The sequence below is a fragment of the Cupriavidus sp. YR651 genome, assembly GCF_900101625.1.
Taxonomy (GTDB): Bacteria; Pseudomonadota; Gammaproteobacteria; order Burkholderiales; family Burkholderiaceae; genus Cupriavidus.
In genome coordinates this window covers 95,994-112,059 of record NZ_FMYZ01000003.1, presented here as the reverse complement: position 1 = coordinate 112,059, position 16,066 = coordinate 95,994, and the positions used below count along the sequence as shown (strand labels likewise).

Here is a 16,066-nt window from a genome sequence, read left to right as displayed (position 1 = left end):
CTGCCATGACGTTCGATCTGTTTGACGCCCTGCCCGCCGATCCCGACGCCTCGCCCGCCATCGAAACGCTGGCGCCCGGCGCCGTGGTCTTGCGCGGCTTCGCGCGGGACGTCGAACAGGACCTGCTGGCCGCCGTGCGCGACGTGAGCGCGGCCGCGCCGTTCCGGAACCTGATCACGCCGGGCGGGCTGCGCATGTCGGTGGCCATGACCAATTGCGGCGACGCGGGCTGGGTGTCGGACCGCACAGGCTATCGCTACGATCCCGTCGACCCGCAGTCGGGCGAGCACTGGCCAGCGATGCCCGAGGTGTTGCGCGCCCTCGCACGACGGGCGGCGGAAGCGGCCGGCTATCCCGGCTTTGCGCCCGACGCGTGCCTGATCAACCGCTACCTGCCGGGCACGCGGCTGTCGCTCCATCAGGATCGGGATGAACTCGACCTGCGCGCGCCCATCGTGTCCGTGTCACTGGGCCTGCCCGCCACATTCCTGTGGGGTGGCCTGCGCCGCGCCGACCGGCCAGACCGTATCCGGCTGGCGCATGGCGACGTGGTGGTGTGGGGCGGGCCGTCGCGGCTGGTGTTCCACGGCATCACGCCATTGGCCGACGGCGATCACCCGCTCACGGGCCACGAGCGTATCAACCTCACCTTTCGCAAGACACGCTAGCCGCCGCCGGCGTCGCGCCGCTGTGCCATGAAATCGCGCGGCGGACGCCCCAGCGCGCGCCGGAACATCGTCGAGAACGCGCCCGCATTCGCATATCCCGTTTCCGCCGCCACGTGGGCCAGCGGCTTGCCCCGGCTCATCAGGTCGATCGCATGCGCCAGGCGCAACTGCTGCCGCCAGTTGCCAAAGCTGGTCTGCAGTTCGGTCTGGAACAGACGTGCCAGCGTGCGTTCGCTGGCCCCGGTGCGCGCCGCCCATTCCGCCAGGCTGGCCGCCGATCCCGGATCTTCCATCAGCGCATCGCAAAGCGCCTTGAGCCGGCGGTCCGATGGCAGCGCCAGTCCGAGCGACAGCGTCGGCGCCGCGGCCAGTTCCTCGATCAACAGGCTGGCCGCCAGGTGGCGGCGCTTGTCGCCACGCCTCGCGCCTTGCGTCAGCGCATCGATCAGCTCGCGCATCAGCGGCGACACCTCCAGCACCACGCAGGCATCGGCCGGCAATGCACACACGTGGGGATCGAGATAACAGGCATAGAACCGCACGTGGCCCTGCGTCACCACCTCGTGTGGCACGCCGGGTGGAATCCACACCGCGCGCAGCGGCGGCACGATCCACGTGGTACCCGCCGCCGTGATACGCATGCTGCCGTTGACCGGAAACGACACTTGCGCCCACGTGTGACGATGTCGCGGGATCATCGCATTGGGCGGTGGCAGGCGCAGGTGCGCGATGACGGGCTCCGCCGCACTGGGGCGCGTACGCGGCGCGGGGTCAAACACGGGGCGCTGAATGGGACGTAGGGGCACGATCGGGGCGCTGGCAGGAATTCGTAAGAAATTGCCCGGAAAGTGTAACTCCGCCAGTCGGCCCGCGCCTACGATGTCGGCAATGACAACGATGCCGTCGGCGCCAAGCGTGCGACTGGCGCCCAGCGAGACTGCCTCCGATGCCTGCCACCCCCGGCCGCGCCGATTCACGTACCGAATCACGTGCCGACGCCCCCACCGCCCCCTCCGCCCCACCCAAACCCGCGCCGCTCGCCGGCCGCGCCACGGACTCCATCCGCGCCGCACTGCTGATCGCGGCCTGCATCAGCGCAGTCTGGATCGCCGGCCACGCGGTCGGTGCCCCGGCCGCGCTGATCTGGGCCGGCGCGCTGGTGGCCTCCACGGTCTGCTGCTGGGCCCTCGGCGTGCTGCCCGAGCCCACGGCCACGTTGCTGTTTTTCCTGTGCGCCGTCGTGTTCCACATCGCGCCGGCGCCCGTGGTGTTTTCGGGCTTCACGTCGACGGCATGGTGGCTGATGTTTGGCGGTGCCGTGACGGGCGTGGCGCTACGCAGCACGGGGCTGGCGTTGCGGCTGGCCGACATCATCTTCCACAAGCGCGTGGGCACCTATCCGCAAGTGATCGCCACGGTGGCGATGAGTGCGGTGGGACTGGCGTTCCTGATGCCGTCCACCACGGGCCGCGTGCTGCTGCTGATGCCGATCGTGCTGGCGCTGGCCGAGCGGCTCGGCTTCGGGCCCGGGTCCAATGGCCGCATCGGCATGGTGCTGACCGTGGCCGCGGCCAGCTACATGCCGCCTACCTCGATTCTGCCCGCCAATATTCCCAACAGCGTGCTGCTGGGTGCGGCCAGCTCGCTGTACGGGATCAATCTCAGCTATGGCAGCTACCTGCTGCTGCATTTCCCGATCCTCGGCGCGCTCAAGACCGTTGTGCTGGTGTGGCTGGTTTGCCGGCTCTTTCCGGAGACCCGGACGATGGCGGCGCAGCCCGCCGCCACGCGCACCGCAATGGGTGGTCAGGAGAAGACGCTGGCCATCATCCTGGCGCTTGCCGTGGCCGGCTTCGCGACCGATGCGTGGCATGGCGTCTCGCCGGCCTGGATTTCACTGGCCGCCTGCATCATCTGCCTGCTGCCGGGCGTCGGGCTTGTATCGACCAAGGCCCTGACGGAACAAGTGCACCTGATCCCGCTGCTGTACGTGGCGGGCTTTCTCGGGCTTGGTGCGGTGGTGGAATCGACGGGGCTCGGCACCGCGATCAGCGCGGCGCTGCTGCACTGGCTGCCGCTGGCGCCGGGGCACACCGTTGGCAATGTCGGCGCGCTCGGCGCGATGGGCGCCGTGCTGGGGTTGATGTCGACGCTGCCCGCGCTGCCCGCCGTGCTGACGCCACTGGCGCGCGACCTGGCCAGTGCGACCGGCCTGCCGCTGGAGACCGTGCTGATGCTGCAGGTGCCGGTGTTCTCGACCGTGTTCTTCCCGTACCAGTCGCCACCCATTGTGATTGCCATGCAGCTGGGCGGCGTGGGGCTGCGGCACGGCACGCGGCTGTGCCTGTCGCTGGCGGCGATCACCGTGCTCGTGTTGCTGCCGCTCGACTTCCTGTGGTGGCGCCTGCTCGGTTACCTGCCGTAGCCGCCGCCGAGGGATGCGGCCGGCATCGCTGCGTGCCCGGGCGCGCAACCCGCATCCCGATCTGCGCCTCGATCTACCACTCCATCCTTTCCAGCGCCGCGTCGCCAATCGCCCTGGACTCGACATACAGGTCGAGATCGTAGGTGCCCAGCAAGGCCAGCAACTGCGTGGCGCTGATGGTTTCGGGGTTGAGCTCCATGTGGGATATCCGGCTCTGACTGATGTTCAGTCGGGCGGCAGCTTCTGCCTGGGTCAGGCCGGCGATCTGGCGAGCGCCCTGGAGCACCTGCCCCAGTTGCTCGGTGGTGGCAATCATGACTCTGAACATCGCGGGCAATCCGATAGGAAGATACCCAGAATCTATCAATTCCAACGGGTGACTGACCACTGATCGTGGCTTGTGCAGCGGGGATTGGCCGCGAGAGCGCGCAGCGTGTCGTCTGCAGCGCACGTTGCTGCCAAAAAACCGGACGCGACGGCCCACGCCATGGGCCATGGGTCATGCCCGCATCGCCGGCTTCACGGCGGGATCATCGTCGCCGTGCCACGATGATGAGGGCGATGCCGCCAAGGATGGCGCTGGCGCCGACGGCCAGCCGCGCCGTCATCGGCTCGCCCAGCCACGCAATGCCGCCGAGCGCGGCCAGCACCGGCACGCTCAGTTGCACGGTGGCCGCGGTGGTCGACGACAATCCGCGCAACGCCGCATACCAGATCACATAGCCGACACCCGATGTGACGGCGCCGGACGCGATGCCGCACAGCACGCCGTGCAGGTCCACCGACAACATCGGCAACGCGGCCGCGCTGATCGCCACGGCCAGCGGCACGGCGCGCACGAAGTTGCCCGCGGTCGCCGCCAGCGCATCGGCAGCGCGCTTGCCGCGCAGCGAGTAGACGCCCCAGCCGATGCCCGCGGCCGCCATCATGACCGTGGCGCCCGGTGGCGGTGCCTGCAGCCCGGGCAGCACCAGCCACACCAGGCCGGCCAACGCGAGCGCGGTGCCCAGCCACTGGATCGCACGCAGCCGGTCGCCTTGCCACAGGCCGTGGCCGATCATCGTCGCCTGCACGCAGGCAAACAGGATCAGCGCGCCGGTGCCGGCGGACAGCCGCAGGTACGCGAACGAGAATCCGCAGGCATAGACCAGCAGCGCCACGGCCGCGGGCCAGTCACCGGCCATGCCGCGCTGGCCGCCGCGCACGCGCAGGATCAGCATCAGCACCACGGCGGCCGAGGCGATGCGCACGAGCGTGAACGTCGCCGCGTCGATGCCGGTGCCCTTGAGCGCCAGCCGCGCCAGCAGCGAATTGGCGGCAAACGCGGCCATCGCCAGCGCGGTGAGCGCGGCGGTGGCCGGGGCGGCGGGCAATGTGGACAGGGATCGCGCCATTTGTGAGTCATCCGTCGATGAACAATACTGGGGCGATGGTGCGCCAGTTCGCAAGCCCGGCGCATGCCTTTTTCTGCCAGGGAGACACCGATGCTCAAGGACAGTCAGGCTTTCAGCAGCTTCTCGGTCAACGATATCCCGCTGGCAAGGGACTTCTACGCGAACACGCTCGGGCTGGATGTCACCGAGGAACACGGCCTGCTCACCCTGCACCTCGCGGGCGGCAATCGCGTGCTGCTGTATCCAAAGTCGAATCACGCACCCGCAACATTCACGGTGCTGAATTTCCCGGTGGAGAGCGTCGACAAGACGGTGGAGGCGCTGATGCAGCGCGGCGTACGGTTTGAAATGTATGACCAGCCCGGCCTGAAAACCGACGCGCGCGGCATCATGCGCGGCAACGGGCCGACCATCGCCTGGTTCAGGGACCCGGCCGGCAACATCCTGTCCGTGCTGGAGGCTTAGCGCAGGTAGTCGCCGTGGCGCGTGCGGATATCTTCCACGTTGGCCAGCGTGCCGGACAGGTGGGTGCGCAGGCTGGCCTCGGCGCGGGCCGGATCGCCGGCGGCGATGGCGTCGATGATGGCGTTGTGATCGCGCAGCACGGCGTTGGCCTTGCCGGGGATCGGCAGATGCAGGCGACGCAGGCGGTCCAGATGGCCGCTCTGACGGCGCACGAGCGCGAACAGGTCCGGCACGGCGGCGGCCTCGTATAGCTGGCGGTGGAATGCCTGGTCGTTGACGCTGAATTCGGCCAGGTCGTCCAGGTCCAGCATGCGCTGCTGGCGCGCCACGGTGGCGCGCAGGCGCTCGACCAGCACCGGGTCCGGATGCCCGGCCAGCGTGCGCACGATCTCCAGTTCCACCGACCGGCGCAGGAAATGCGCCTGCCGCGCCAGCGCCACGTCGATGCGGCTCACGCGCGTGGCGTGCTGCGGAAAGACGTCGACCAGCCCCTCTTCGGCCAGCCGGATCAATGCGTCGCGCACGGGCGTCTGGCTGATGCCGTATTGCGTGGCGAGGTCCGGCCGCGACAGCACGGTGCCCGGCGGCAGCGCCATCGAGATGATCAGGTCCCGCATATGCTCGAACACCTGCGGCGCCGCCTGGCGCGTGCGGTCGAACTGGAACTGGATCGGCAGGGCTTGAAGCGTGGCTTCCATCGGATGCGTCTGAAATTGTGATGCGGGATGCGCAATGCGGCGGACATTGTCGAGACATGTCGCCCCATCGGCCCGGATTCTAGCCCAAACCTTTCGCGTTGACGTACTAATATATTAGTGCTTTAATGCTTCGAAACAACGGCGCACATGTCCGGCACCGCGTCCGGCGACATCGGGCAGGTATCCGGCAACCCGGGCAGCGATCGGGCTCCGATCCAGCGGACAAGCGCGCCGTGACGACTTCAACGGTGGAAGAGACACATGACGGCTCACAAGAAGACGCCGGACGCGCTGCGCAGCGCGCGCTGGTTTGCCCCCGATGACCTGCGTTCGTCGGGGCATCGCTCGCGGATCATGCAGATGGGCTACTCGCCCGACGAGTGGATGGGCAAGCCGCTCATCGCCATCATCAACACCTGGTCCGATATCAACCCCTGCCATTCGCACTTCAAACAGCGGGTGGAAGACGTCAAGCGCGGCATCCTGCAGGCCGGCGGTTTCCCCGTAGAACTGCCGGCCATTTCTTTGTCGGAAAGCTCCGTCAAGCCGACCACGATGCTCTATCGCAACCTGCTGGCGATGGAGACGGAAGAACTGATCCGCTCCCACCCCATCGACGGCGCCGTGCTGATGGGCGGCTGCGACAAGACCACGCCGGGCCTGCTGATGGGCGCCACCAGCGCCGGCGTGCCGGCCATCTACGTGCCCGCGGGGCCCATGCTGCGCGGCAACTACAAGGGCAACGTGCTGGGGTCGGGGTCCGATGCGTGGAAATTCTGGGACGAGCGCCGCGCCGGCAATATCAGCAAGACCGAGTGGATCGGCATCGAGGGCGGCATCGCCCGCAGCCACGGCACCTGCATGACGATGGGCACGGCCAGCACGATGACGGCCATCGCCGAATCCATCGGCATGACGCTGCCAGGCGCCTCGTCGATTCCCGCCGCCGACGCCAACCACATCCGCATGTGTTCCGAAGCGGGCCGCCGCATCGTCGACATGGTCTGGGAAGACCTGACGCCGCAGCGCATCCAGACCCGCCAGTCGTTTGAAAACGCGATCGCCGTGGCGATGGCGATGGGCTGCTCCACCAACGCGATCATCCACGTGATCGCCATGGCGCGGCGCGCGGGCCACGACATCGGCCTGGACGACTTCGACCGCGCCAGCCGCCACGTGCCCGTGATCGCCAACATCCGGCCAAGCGGCGACAAGTACCTGATGGAAGATTTCTTCTATGCGGGCGGGCTGCCGGGGCTGATGAGCCGCATCCGCGACAAGCTGCACCTGGACGCACGCACCGTCACGGGCCGCACGCTCGGCGAGAACATCGCGGGCGCGGAGGTCTACAACGACGACGTGATCCGCACCGTCGACAACGCGCTGTACCAGGAGGGCGCGCTGGCCGTGCTCAAGGGCAACATCGCGCCGGACGGCTGCGTGATCAAGCCGAGCGCCTGCGAGAAACGCTTCTTCAAACATACGGGCCCCGCGCTGGTGTTCGACGACTATCCGTCGATGAAGGCAGCAGTGGAGCGCGACGACCTCGACGTCACGGCCGACCACATCCTGATCCTGCGCAACGCCGGCCCGCAAGGCGGCCCCGGCATGCCGGAATGGGGCATGTTGCCGATTCCGAAGAAACTCGTGCAGCAGGGCGTGCGCGACATGCTGCGCATGTCCGATGCGCGCATGAGCGGCACCAGCTACGGCGCCTGCATCCTGCACGTCTCGCCCGAGTCGTATATCGGCGGGCCATTCGCGCTGGTGCAGACCGGCGACCGGATCTCCGTGGACATCGAGCGCCGCAGCATCCAGCTGGAAGTCTCCGACGAGGAACTCGCACGGCGCCGCGCGGCCTGGACGCCGCTGCCCCCGCGCTATGCGCGCGGCTACGGCTGGATGTTCTCGAAACATATCCGCCAGGCCAACGACGGCTGCGACTTCGACTTCCTGCAGACCGATTTCGGCGCGCCCGTCGACGAACCGAGCATCTACTGATCCCCTGACCCCACCGCCCCCACCGCAATGACCCAGCTCACTCCTTCCCTGCGCGACGCGCTGAAGACCGTCAGCACCGCCACGCTATGCACCGCGCTGTTCAAGCGCGGCCTGCGCAACCAGTTCATCCAGGATGTACGGCCGCTGAATCCGAACGGCGCCACGATGGTGGGCGAGGCCTTCACGCTGCGCTACATCCCCGCGCGCGAAGACCTCAACCCGATCACGGTGTTCCAGGACCCGAACCACCCGCAGCGCCAGGCCATCGAGCAATGCCCGCCGGGCGCGGTGCTGGTGATCGACAGCCGCAAGGATGCGCGCGCGGCATCGGCCGGATCGATCCTCGTCACGCGGCTGATGCAGCGCGGCGGCGCGGGCATCATCACCGATGGCGGTTTCCGGGACTCGCCCGAGATCGCCCAGATTGCGATGCCCGCCTACCACCAGCGTCCGTCGGCGCCGACCAATCTGACGCTGCATCAGGCGCTGGAATTCAACGTGCCGATCGGCTGCGGCGACGTGGCTGTATTCCCCGGCGACGTGGTGGTGGGCGATGCCGAAGGCGTGGTCATCATTCCGCGCCACCTGGTCGAAGAGATCACCGCCGAGGCCGTGGAAATGACAGCGTTCGAGGACTTCGTCACCGAGGAGGTCCGCAACGGCCGCTCGATCATCGGCCTGTATCCGCCGACGACGGAACAGGCGCGTGAAGATTTCGCGGCATGGCGCCGCGCGCGCGGTCGCTAAGACGCACCTATCCCTTTCCATAAAAACACGGCCGGCACGACTGGCCCGCAGGAGACACGCATGACCCAATGGCAACGCACCCTGGTGCGCGGCGCCCTCGCCTTGTCCGCGCTGGCGGCAGGCATCGCCACCACCGCACCGGCTTACGCCGCCGACAAATGGCCGTCCAAACCGATCACGTGGGTCGTGCCGTTCGCGGCGGGCGGCTCCACCGATATCGTCGCGCGCAGCATCGGGCAAGAACTGTCGCGCGCGCTGGGCCAGCCGGTGGTGGTGGAAAACCGCCCCGGGGCGGCCGGTGCCGTGGGCGCGGGCTACGTGGCGCGCGCGAAGCCCGATGGGTACACGCTGTTCGGCGGCACCATCAGCACGCACGCCATCAACGCCAGTCTCTACAAGAACCTGTCCTATGACCCGGTGAAGGACTTCGAGCCGGTCAGTCTGGTCGGCTACGTGCCCAACGTCCTGATGGTCAACGCCGACCTGCCCGTGAAGACCGTGCAGGAGCTGATCGCCTATGCAAAGAAGCAGCCGGGCAAGCTGAGCTTTGCGTCGTCGGGCGCGGGCACATCCACGCATCTGGCGGGCGAGTTGTTCGCGGACCTGATCCACGTGCCGATGACGCACGTGCCGTACAAGGGCAGCCCGCAGGCCGTGCAGGACGTGGCCGCCGGACTCGTGCCATTCCTGTTCGACCAGCTGACGGCCGGGGACGCGATGATCCGCGCGGGACGCCTGCGCCCGCTGGCGGTCACCTCGCCGAAGCGTTCGGCCCTGCTGCCCAACGTGCCGACCATGGCCGAGGCCGGCGTGTCCGGTTTCGAGATGGTGTCCTGGCAGGCGCTGTACGCCCCGCACGGCACGCCGCGCGCCATCGTGGACCGGCTCAATGCGGAAGTGGTGCGCGCGCTGAAGCAGCCCGCGGTGCAGGAGCGCCTGTCGAAGTCGCTCGGCATGGAAGTGGTCGGCAGCAGCCCGGAGGAACTGGCCGCGCTGATGAGCAAGGAAATCCCGCGCTGGGCCGCGCTGGTGAAGAAGTCCGGCGCAAGCGCGGAATAGCACGCGACGGCGGCGCGGATCGATCCGCGCTGTCGTTCGCGCCTTCGTTCACGCCTTCGTTCCCGTCATCGCCCGCGTCATTGCCCACGCCCGCTTCATCGACCACCCCATCGCCCGCAGATCACGACACAGGAGTCAAGACATGATCAGCCGTCCTCTGGTTCGCCCACTCCACGCCTTTACCCGTGTTGCCGTCACGTTGCTCGCCGCGACGCTCGGCGCCGCCGCCTACGCCCAGCCCGCCACGACCTGGCCCACCCGCGCGGTCACGATCATCCTGCCGTTCACGCCGGGTGGCGGCACGGACATCGCCACGCGGCTCGTCGCGCAGCGGCTCTCGCAACTGTGGGGCCAACCGGTGCTCGTCGACAACCGGCCCGGTGCCGCCGGCAATGTCGGGCTCGAACTCACCGCGCGCGCCAAACCCGACGGCTACACGCTGGTCGCCGGCAACGTCGGCACGCAATCGATCAACCCGTTCCTCTACAAGAAGCTCGCGTACAACCCGGATGGCTTCGTGCCGGTCAGCCTGATGGCCGAATTGCCGTTCGCGCTCGTGGTCACGCCCGGCCTGCCCGCCAAGACGCCGAAGGAACTGGTGACGCTGGCCAAGTCCAAACCCGGCAAGCTGACGTTTGCCAGTTCCGGCACCGGCGGCTCGCCGCATCTGTCCGGCGAGATCTTCAAGGTGGCCACCGGCACCGACATGCTGCATGTGCCCTACAAGGGCGGCGGCGCGGCGATGACCGACCTGATGGCCGGCAACGTCGACATGCTGTTTGCCTCCGTGCTGGAAACCGCCGGCCATGTGAAGGCCGGCAAGCTGCGCGCGCTGGCCGTGACCAGCACGGTGCGCTCGCCTGCCATGCCCGAGGTGCCCACGCTTGCCGAGGCCGGCATCCAGCGTGCGGAATCGGGATCATGGGTCGGCCTGCTGGCGCCGGCCGGCACGCCGAAAGACATCGTCGACAAGATCGCAGCCGGCGTGAAGCAAGTGGTAGCCATCCCCGAGGTGAAGAAGCAGCTGATCGATCAGGGCGCGATCCCGGTGGGCAGTACGCCACAGCAGTTCGCGGAGCTCATCGCCAATGACCGCAAGCGTTACGCAAGGATCATCGCCGATAATCACCTCAGCGCGGACTGACGACGCTCCGCGCCGACGCATCCTCCAAGACAGCCTCCAAGACAGGACTCTTCTCGCATGAAACCTCGCCTCCTGCAGCACGGCCGGCTCCCCGAACAGACGGAAACCCGGCTGGCCGAACATTACGATGTACACCCGTTCTGGGCCGAGACCGATCCCGCCGGCTATCTGGCGCAGCACGGTGGCGAGTTCGTGGCGATGACCGCGCGCGCGGCAACGGGCGTGGACGGCAAGACGCTGGCGGCGCTGCCCAACCTGCGCGTGATCTCCAGCTTTGGCGTCGGACTGGACAAGCTGGACCTGGACACGGCGCGTGCGCGCGGCATCGCCGTGGGCTACACGCCGGACGTGCTCAACGATTGCGTGGCCGATATCGCCTTCGCGCTGCTGATGGACGTCGCGCGCCAGGTCAGCGCGGCGGATCGCTTCGTGCGGCGCGGCGCGTGGCCGAAGGGCCCGTATCCGCTCACCACGCGCGTCAGCGGCAAGCGGCTCGGCATCGTCGGCATGGGCCGCATCGGCCGGGTCATCGCCAAACGTTCGAGCGGCTTCGACATGGAAGTGCGCTACTACGGCCGCAACCCGCAGGAGGGGCTCGACTACGGCTTCGAGCCCTCGCTGGAAGCGCTGGCGGAATGGGCGGACTTCCTCGTCGTGGCCACCTCCGGCGGCCCGGCCACGCGGCACCTGATCTCGGCCAGCGTGCTGCGCGCGCTTGGCCCGCAGGGCTACCTGATCAACATCGCACGCGGCACGGTGGTCGATGAAGCCGCGCTGGTCGACGCGCTGACGCACAAGCAAATCGCCGGGGCCGGTCTGGACGTCTTCGAGAATGAGCCGCAGGTGCCGGAGGCGCTGTTCGCGCTCGACAACGTCGTGTTGCTGCCCCACGTGGCCAGCGGCACCCACGAAACCCGTGCGGCGATGGCCAACCTGGTCTTCGAGAACCTGCAGAGCTTCTTCGCCACGGGCGCGGTGGTGAAGTCGGCGGTGTAGTCATTCGCCGGGGGTCTGAGAGCCGCCGTCACATGTGTAGCCGGGTCGACACAGGGCGGAAATACTGCCTGCAAGCCCCGGCACTACACTGGGTATTCCACTTCCAACGGAGCGTGCGATGCCCAATGCTTCCTCGTCGCCTCGACCGGAATCCCCGTCACGCCGCCGCCAGTTGCTGGCGGCCGGCCTTGGCGGCGCCGGCCTTGCCGCGCTGTCCCGCGCGGTGCAGGCGGCCGAACCCACGAATCCGGCAGCGGCCCCCGCCACCCCGCTCACCGCGGGCACCCCGGCCGCTGGCCACCTCCTGACGCAGACCGCGCAAACCACCGAAGGCCCCTTCTATTTCGATCCGGGCAAGGTCCGGCAGGACATCACCGAAGGCCAGCCCGGCGTGCCGCTTGAAGTCCGCTTCACCGTGGTCGACCCGCACGGCAAGCCGCTGGCCGGCAAACGCGTCGATCTCTGGCACTGCAACGCCACCGGTGTGTACTCCGGCTATGCGGGCCAGAGCGATGAGCGCGGGCACGCCGTGTCCACGCGCGGACAGACCTTCCTGCGCGGCAGTCAGCCGGTGGGCGCCGACGGCGTGGCCATGTTCCGCACGATCTATCCGGGCTGGTATGCCGGCCGCGCCACGCATCTGCATATCAAGGTGCTGGACGGCAATCGCGCCATGCTGACGACCCAGTGCTTCCTGCCCGATGCGCTGAGCGAATACCTCTACACGCAATTGGCGGGATACAAGCGCAGCCGTCTGCGCGAAACGCTGAACAGCAACGACGGCATCGCGCTGATGGCCGGCGAGACCACGCTGGGCGCCGTGCGCGAGGCGAAGGACCGCTACGTGGCCACGTTGACGCTGGTGGTGGGCACGGCGGCGGCGGCGCCACGCGAGCCCGCCCCTGGGCCGATGTCGGACGGTGGCAGTCCTCCGCCACCTCCGCCGGGCCGCGGCGCGCATGACGCGCCGTCGGCAGGCTCGGCCCGAGCCGCCGCCATCGTGCCGGGTACGCGGCTCTAGCCGCTCACCGCCGCCAGCCACCGCCAGTCAGCGCGGCTTGAAATCGCGCTGTGCCGGAGCCGTCTGGCCGGTGCCGTACTGGTAGTCGCCCGCCGCACCGTCGTCCGGCATGTCGAGTTCGATCACCAGCCCGCCGGGCAGCATCACGAAGATCTGCAGCGTGCTGTCCGCCGGCACGCGCGCGACGCGGAACGGATAGGGGCTGTTGCGTAGCTGCTCGATCACCGGTGCGGCCGGCCCGTCGCTGCGAAAAGCGATATGCCCGACCTGCAGGTCGCCAGCCTGTGCATCGAGCCGGGCATCGTCGACGGCGTGGATCACCGCCTGATCGCCCGCATACAGCCACGCGCCCGGGAACGGAAACGGCGGCCGGTAGCCGGGCCGCAGCCCCATGATGTCGCCGAAAAAGCCATCCAGCACCTGCCGGCCACCGGCGGAGACGTTGAGATGGTCAAAGCGCCAGGTGGGGGCGTCGGGTTGGTCGTGGGTCATGCGTGTCTCCTTGTCGGAAGCGGAGGGGAAGACGCCGGGATCTTCTTGAAACGACCTCTTCAGGCAGCCACCTGCCAGGCTGGATAGTCGCCATATCCGCGGTCATCGCCGCCAAACAGCGTGTTGCCATCGAGCGGGGCCAGCGGCAGGTTTTCGGCCAGCCTGCGCGGCAGGTCGGGATTCGCCACGAACGGGCGGCCAAACGCGACGAGATCGGCGTAGCCCTTCGACAATACCCATTCCGCACGCGTGCGGTCGTACTTGCCGGCGACGACAATCGGGCCGGCAAAGCGCGCACGCACGGCCTGGCGGAAGTCTTCGGTGAATGCCGGCGCATCGTCCCAGTCCGCTTCCACCAGATGCAGGTAGCCGATGCCGCGCTGCTGCAGGAAGCTCGCCGCATCGAGGATCGTCGGCAGGATGTCCGGGCAGGCCATGCCGCGCGCGGTCAGGAACGGCGCCAGTCGGATCGCGGTGCGCGCCGCGCCGGCCTCCAGCGCCACCGCGTCCACCACCTCCTTCAGGAAGCGCAGCCGGTTTTCGCGCGACCCGCCGTAGGCGTCGGTGCGCGTGTTGGAGCTGGTGCGCAGAAACTGATCGATCAGGTAGCCGTTGGCGCCGTGGATCTCCACGCCGTCAAACCCCGCCGCCATCGCGTTGCGGGCGGCGCGGCCGAAGTCGGCCACGATACCGCGGATCTCGGCCTCCGTGAGCGCGCGCGGCGTCGGGCAATCCACCATCGCGCCGACGCCCGTGGCCGGGTCCACCTTCCATATCTGGCCGTCGAACGGCACGGCCGACGGCGCCACGGGCAACGCGCCCTCATGGAAGTCCGGATGCGACATCCGGCCCACGTGCCAGAGCTGCAGGAAGATGCGTCCGCCGGCCGCATGCACGGCATCCGTCACGGTGTGCCAGCCGGCCACCTGGTCGGCGCTGTGGATGCCCGGCGTAAAGGAATAGCCCTTGCCCTGCGGCGATATCTGCGTCGCTTCCGTCACGATAAAGCCGGCGGAGGCGCGCTGGGCGTAGTAGCGTGCATTCATCGCGGTGGGCACATCCCCCGGCTGGGCACTGCGCGCACGGGTCATCGGCGCCATGACGATGCGGTTCGAGACCGGTTGGCCGGCCACGGAAAAAGGCGAAAACAGTCGCGAAGTATCAGACATGATCGGTAATTGTTAGCTATGCTCCCCAACAGCGGGACGCTTTTCGTGGTCCAGGGCCCCACTCTAGATGCCAATATCCGGGCGATAAACGCCCTGGGACGGGTAACACTTTCAAATCCGCTTTGTGAATGGGACGGCGCAGCTTCCAGAGGACTCCCGATGCACCGCAGCTGGTTTCTGGCGTTGACGATCGTATTGGCCACCCTGGCCACGCTGTTCCCGGTAGGGATCGGCGTGTTCATGGCCCAACTCGAAGCCAACCGGCGCGAGGCGGATCAACTGAGCGTGTTCGCGGATGCCGCGCTCAAGCGCGCCGAACTGGTCATGACGCAGGCCACGAGCGCCATCGAGGAAATGGAGGTGCTGCGTGAGGAGCCCTGCTCGCCGGCCCACCTGGTCCAGCTGCGCCGCATTGCCTACAGCTATCGCCATATCCAGGATGCCGGCATTTACGGCGGCGGCCAGCGCCGATGCTCGGCGCTGCTCGGCCCGGTCGAGACAAAGGGCCTGACGTTGCCGCCGCCCGACTGGCGCACGCCGGACGGGATGGAATACTGGTTCGACCTCGCCAACCCGTTCAGCGCGCCGCGCCGGGCCATGCTGATCGGCCGCAATGGCAGCAATGTTTCGCTGGACCCGCAGACCTTTGTCGACGTGGTCGATCGCGACGCGCGCATGCTGGCCGTGATCAACACGGAAGCGGGCCGCATCTTCGCGGCCTCGCAGGGTGCCAACCTGAAGCGGATGCAGGAGGCCTACGCCGACCACACGTACGGTGCCGGCAGCGGCGCCACGCACGACGACGACGCGGCCGTGGTGCTGCGCCGCTCGCGCGTCATGCCACTGGCGGTCGTGGTACTGGCGCCGCGCGCGGTGCTGCTGGCCAACTGGAAGGCGCTGCTGACAGGCGGGCTGGCGGTCGGGCTGGCGGCCGGGCTGCCCCTCGGCGTGCTGGTCTGGCGCCGCGCCACGCGGCGCTTCAGCCTGGAGGGCGAACTGCGCGGCGCGGTGCGGCGCCACGAAATGGCGGTGCACTACCAGCCCATCGTCGCGCTATCCGACAACCATTGCGTCGGCGTGGAGGCACTGGTGCGCTGGCGCCGGCATGGACGCCTGGTGCGGCCGAACCTGTTTATCCCGATGGCGGAGAACGCCGGCCTGATCCAGCAGATCACCGACCAGGTGCTGGAGATCGTGCTGACGGAGCTGGGCACGATGCTGCGCCGGCATCCGTCGTTCTACGTGTCGATCAACGTCGGTGCCGAAGACCTGAAAAGCCGGCGCTTCCTGGGCGTGCTGACGGCACGGCTGCGCGGCACCGGCATCACCCCCGAGCAGATCCGCATCGAGGCCACCGAGCGCGGCTTCCTGGAACCCGACGTGGCACGCGACACCATCCAGGCGTTTCGCGACGCCGGCCACCCGGTCTATATCGACGACTTCGGCACGGGCTATTCGAGCCTGTCGTACCTGCAGAGCTTCAAGGTCGACGCGCTCAAGATCGACAAGTCCTTTGTCGACACCATCGGGCAGGAGGCGGCATCGAGCACCGTGGCGCCGCACATCATCGCGATGGCGCGCTCGCTCGGCCTGCAGGTGGTGGCGGAAGGTATCGAGGACAGCGCGCAGGCCGACTTCCTGCGCGAACAGGGCGTGGATTTCGGGCAGGGCTGGCTGTTCGGGCGCCCGGTGCCGGCGGTGGAGCTGGCGAAACTCCTGGCCAAATCCATGCCGCAAGCCGCGGCGTGACGCTAGAATCCTCGGCATATCCATTTCAAGAACACGCG

General features: G+C 68.2%; 16 protein-coding genes. 10 read left to right on the top strand and 6 right to left on the bottom strand.

The window, feature by feature from the left end:
• The first annotated feature begins 5 nt into the window (after positions 1-5).
• Positions 6-668, top strand: coding sequence for a DNA oxidative demethylase AlkB (alkB, locus tag BLR29_RS10130; RefSeq protein ID WP_092136842.1), 663 nt, complete (start codon positions 6-8; stop codon positions 666-668).
• Here the strand turns inward: alkB and BLR29_RS10125 are convergent.
• Positions 665-1,447: an AraC family transcriptional regulator gene (locus BLR29_RS10125; protein ID WP_255371171.1), complete on the bottom strand. Its 783-nt coding sequence runs from the start codon at positions 1,445-1,447 to the stop codon at positions 665-667. The genes alkB and BLR29_RS10125 overlap by 4 nt on opposite strands.
• Before the next feature lie 167 nt (positions 1,448-1,614).
• Between BLR29_RS10125 and BLR29_RS10120 the strand changes: the two genes are divergently transcribed.
• Positions 1,615-3,093, top strand: a complete 1,479-nt coding sequence (locus tag BLR29_RS10120) for an SLC13 family permease (RefSeq protein WP_092136841.1) — start codon at positions 1,615-1,617, stop codon at positions 3,091-3,093.
• Between the two features lie 73 nt (positions 3,094-3,166).
• On the opposite strand, the gene BLR29_RS10115 is transcribed toward BLR29_RS10120, so the two are convergent.
• Both BLR29_RS10115 and BLR29_RS10110 read right to left on the bottom strand, forming a co-directional pair.
• Positions 3,167-3,421 carry a helix-turn-helix domain-containing protein gene (locus BLR29_RS10115; RefSeq protein ID WP_092136840.1) on the bottom strand — a complete coding sequence of 85 codons (255 nt, stop codon included), beginning with the start codon at positions 3,419-3,421 and terminating at the stop codon, positions 3,167-3,169.
• A gap of 202 nt (positions 3,422-3,623) precedes the next feature.
• Entirely contained in the window at positions 3,624-4,487 is an 864-nt protein-coding gene (locus BLR29_RS10110) for a DMT family transporter (protein ID WP_092136839.1), read from the bottom strand.
• 90 nt (positions 4,488-4,577) lie between these two features.
• On the opposite strand from BLR29_RS10110, the gene BLR29_RS10105 reads away from it, so the two are divergent.
• Positions 4,578-4,952: a VOC family protein gene (locus tag BLR29_RS10105; protein WP_092136838.1), complete on the top strand. Its 375-nt coding sequence runs from the start codon at positions 4,578-4,580 to the stop codon at positions 4,950-4,952.
• On the opposite strand, the gene BLR29_RS10100 is transcribed toward BLR29_RS10105, so the two are convergent.
• Positions 4,949-5,650 (bottom strand): GntR family transcriptional regulator, encoded by a 702-nt coding sequence (locus tag BLR29_RS10100; RefSeq protein ID WP_092136837.1) that lies wholly within the window; start codon positions 5,648-5,650, stop codon positions 4,949-4,951. The genes BLR29_RS10105 and BLR29_RS10100 overlap by 4 nt on opposite strands.
• A 261-nt stretch (positions 5,651-5,911) precedes the next feature.
• Between BLR29_RS10100 and araD the strand changes: the two genes are divergently transcribed.
• From araD to BLR29_RS10070, 6 genes are all read left to right on the top strand, one after another.
• Positions 5,912-7,651: an L-arabinonate dehydratase gene (araD, locus tag BLR29_RS10095; protein WP_092136836.1), complete on the top strand. Its 1,740-nt coding sequence runs from the start codon at positions 5,912-5,914 to the stop codon at positions 7,649-7,651.
• A gap of 27 nt (positions 7,652-7,678) precedes the next feature.
• Positions 7,679-8,398 (top strand): ribonuclease activity regulator RraA, encoded by a 720-nt coding sequence (locus tag BLR29_RS10090; protein ID WP_092136835.1) that lies wholly within the window; start codon positions 7,679-7,681, stop codon positions 8,396-8,398.
• Between the two features lie 60 nt (positions 8,399-8,458).
• Positions 8,459-9,457 carry a Bug family tripartite tricarboxylate transporter substrate binding protein gene (locus BLR29_RS10085; protein WP_092136834.1) on the top strand — a complete coding sequence of 333 codons (999 nt, stop codon included), beginning with the start codon at positions 8,459-8,461 and terminating at the stop codon, positions 9,455-9,457.
• Between the two features lie 142 nt (positions 9,458-9,599).
• Positions 9,600-10,601 carry a Bug family tripartite tricarboxylate transporter substrate binding protein gene (locus BLR29_RS10080; protein WP_092136833.1) on the top strand — a complete coding sequence of 334 codons (1,002 nt, stop codon included), beginning with the start codon at positions 9,600-9,602 and terminating at the stop codon, positions 10,599-10,601.
• Between the two features lie 57 nt (positions 10,602-10,658).
• Positions 10,659-11,597: a 2-hydroxyacid dehydrogenase gene (locus BLR29_RS10075; protein WP_092136832.1), complete on the top strand. Its 939-nt coding sequence runs from the start codon at positions 10,659-10,661 to the stop codon at positions 11,595-11,597.
• 118 nt (positions 11,598-11,715) lie between these two features.
• On the top strand, positions 11,716-12,618 hold the full coding sequence (locus BLR29_RS10070; protein ID WP_092136831.1) for an intradiol ring-cleavage dioxygenase: 903 nt from the start codon (positions 11,716-11,718) through the stop codon (positions 12,616-12,618).
• 27 nt (positions 12,619-12,645) lie between these two features.
• Here BLR29_RS10070 and BLR29_RS10065 read toward each other — a convergent pair whose 3' ends face one another.
• Both BLR29_RS10065 and BLR29_RS10060 read right to left on the bottom strand, forming a co-directional pair.
• Complete coding sequence (locus BLR29_RS10065; RefSeq protein WP_176860917.1) at positions 12,646-13,110, bottom strand: VOC family protein; 465 nt, start codon at positions 13,108-13,110, stop codon at positions 12,646-12,648.
• A 59-nt stretch (positions 13,111-13,169) separates the two neighbouring features.
• Complete coding sequence (locus BLR29_RS10060; protein ID WP_092136830.1) at positions 13,170-14,279, bottom strand: alkene reductase; 1,110 nt, start codon at positions 14,277-14,279, stop codon at positions 13,170-13,172.
• Between the two features lie 159 nt (positions 14,280-14,438).
• Here BLR29_RS10060 and BLR29_RS10055 point away from each other — a divergent pair, with 159 nt between their 5' ends.
• A complete protein-coding gene (locus tag BLR29_RS10055; protein ID WP_092136829.1) occupies positions 14,439-16,028 on the top strand; it encodes an EAL domain-containing protein in 1,590 nt (529 codons plus the stop codon).
• The last annotated feature ends 38 nt before the right edge of the window (positions 16,029-16,066 follow it).

Excerpts from the sequence above, each read along its gene's own strand:
- alkB (WP_092136842.1), top strand. The coding sequence starts at position 6 with ATGACGTTCGATCTGTTTGACGCCCTGCCCGCCGATCCCGACGCCTCG.
- BLR29_RS10120 (WP_092136841.1), top strand. The coding sequence starts at position 1,615 with ATGCCTGCCACCCCCGGCCGCGCCGATTCACGTACCGAATCACGTGCC.
- BLR29_RS10115 (WP_092136840.1), bottom strand. The coding sequence starts at position 3,421 with ATGTTCAGAGTCATGATTGCCACCACCGAGCAACTGGGGCAGGTGCTC.
- BLR29_RS10110 (WP_092136839.1), bottom strand. The coding sequence starts at position 4,487 with ATGGCGCGATCCCTGTCCACATTGCCCGCCGCCCCGGCCACCGCCGCG.
- BLR29_RS10105 (WP_092136838.1), top strand. The coding sequence starts at position 4,578 with ATGCTCAAGGACAGTCAGGCTTTCAGCAGCTTCTCGGTCAACGATATC.
- BLR29_RS10100 (WP_092136837.1), bottom strand. The coding sequence starts at position 5,650 with ATGGAAGCCACGCTTCAAGCCCTGCCGATCCAGTTCCAGTTCGACCGC.
- araD (WP_092136836.1), top strand. The coding sequence starts at position 5,912 with ATGACGGCTCACAAGAAGACGCCGGACGCGCTGCGCAGCGCGCGCTGG.
- BLR29_RS10090 (WP_092136835.1), top strand. The coding sequence starts at position 7,679 with ATGACCCAGCTCACTCCTTCCCTGCGCGACGCGCTGAAGACCGTCAGC.
- BLR29_RS10085 (WP_092136834.1), top strand. The coding sequence starts at position 8,459 with ATGACCCAATGGCAACGCACCCTGGTGCGCGGCGCCCTCGCCTTGTCC.
- BLR29_RS10080 (WP_092136833.1), top strand. The coding sequence starts at position 9,600 with ATGATCAGCCGTCCTCTGGTTCGCCCACTCCACGCCTTTACCCGTGTT.
- BLR29_RS10075 (WP_092136832.1), top strand. The coding sequence starts at position 10,659 with ATGAAACCTCGCCTCCTGCAGCACGGCCGGCTCCCCGAACAGACGGAA.
- BLR29_RS10070 (WP_092136831.1), top strand. The coding sequence starts at position 11,716 with ATGCCCAATGCTTCCTCGTCGCCTCGACCGGAATCCCCGTCACGCCGC.
- BLR29_RS10065 (WP_176860917.1), bottom strand. The coding sequence starts at position 13,110 with ATGACCCACGACCAACCCGACGCCCCCACCTGGCGCTTTGACCATCTC.
- BLR29_RS10060 (WP_092136830.1), bottom strand. The coding sequence starts at position 14,279 with ATGTCTGATACTTCGCGACTGTTTTCGCCTTTTTCCGTGGCCGGCCAA.
- BLR29_RS10055 (WP_092136829.1), top strand. The coding sequence starts at position 14,439 with ATGCACCGCAGCTGGTTTCTGGCGTTGACGATCGTATTGGCCACCCTG.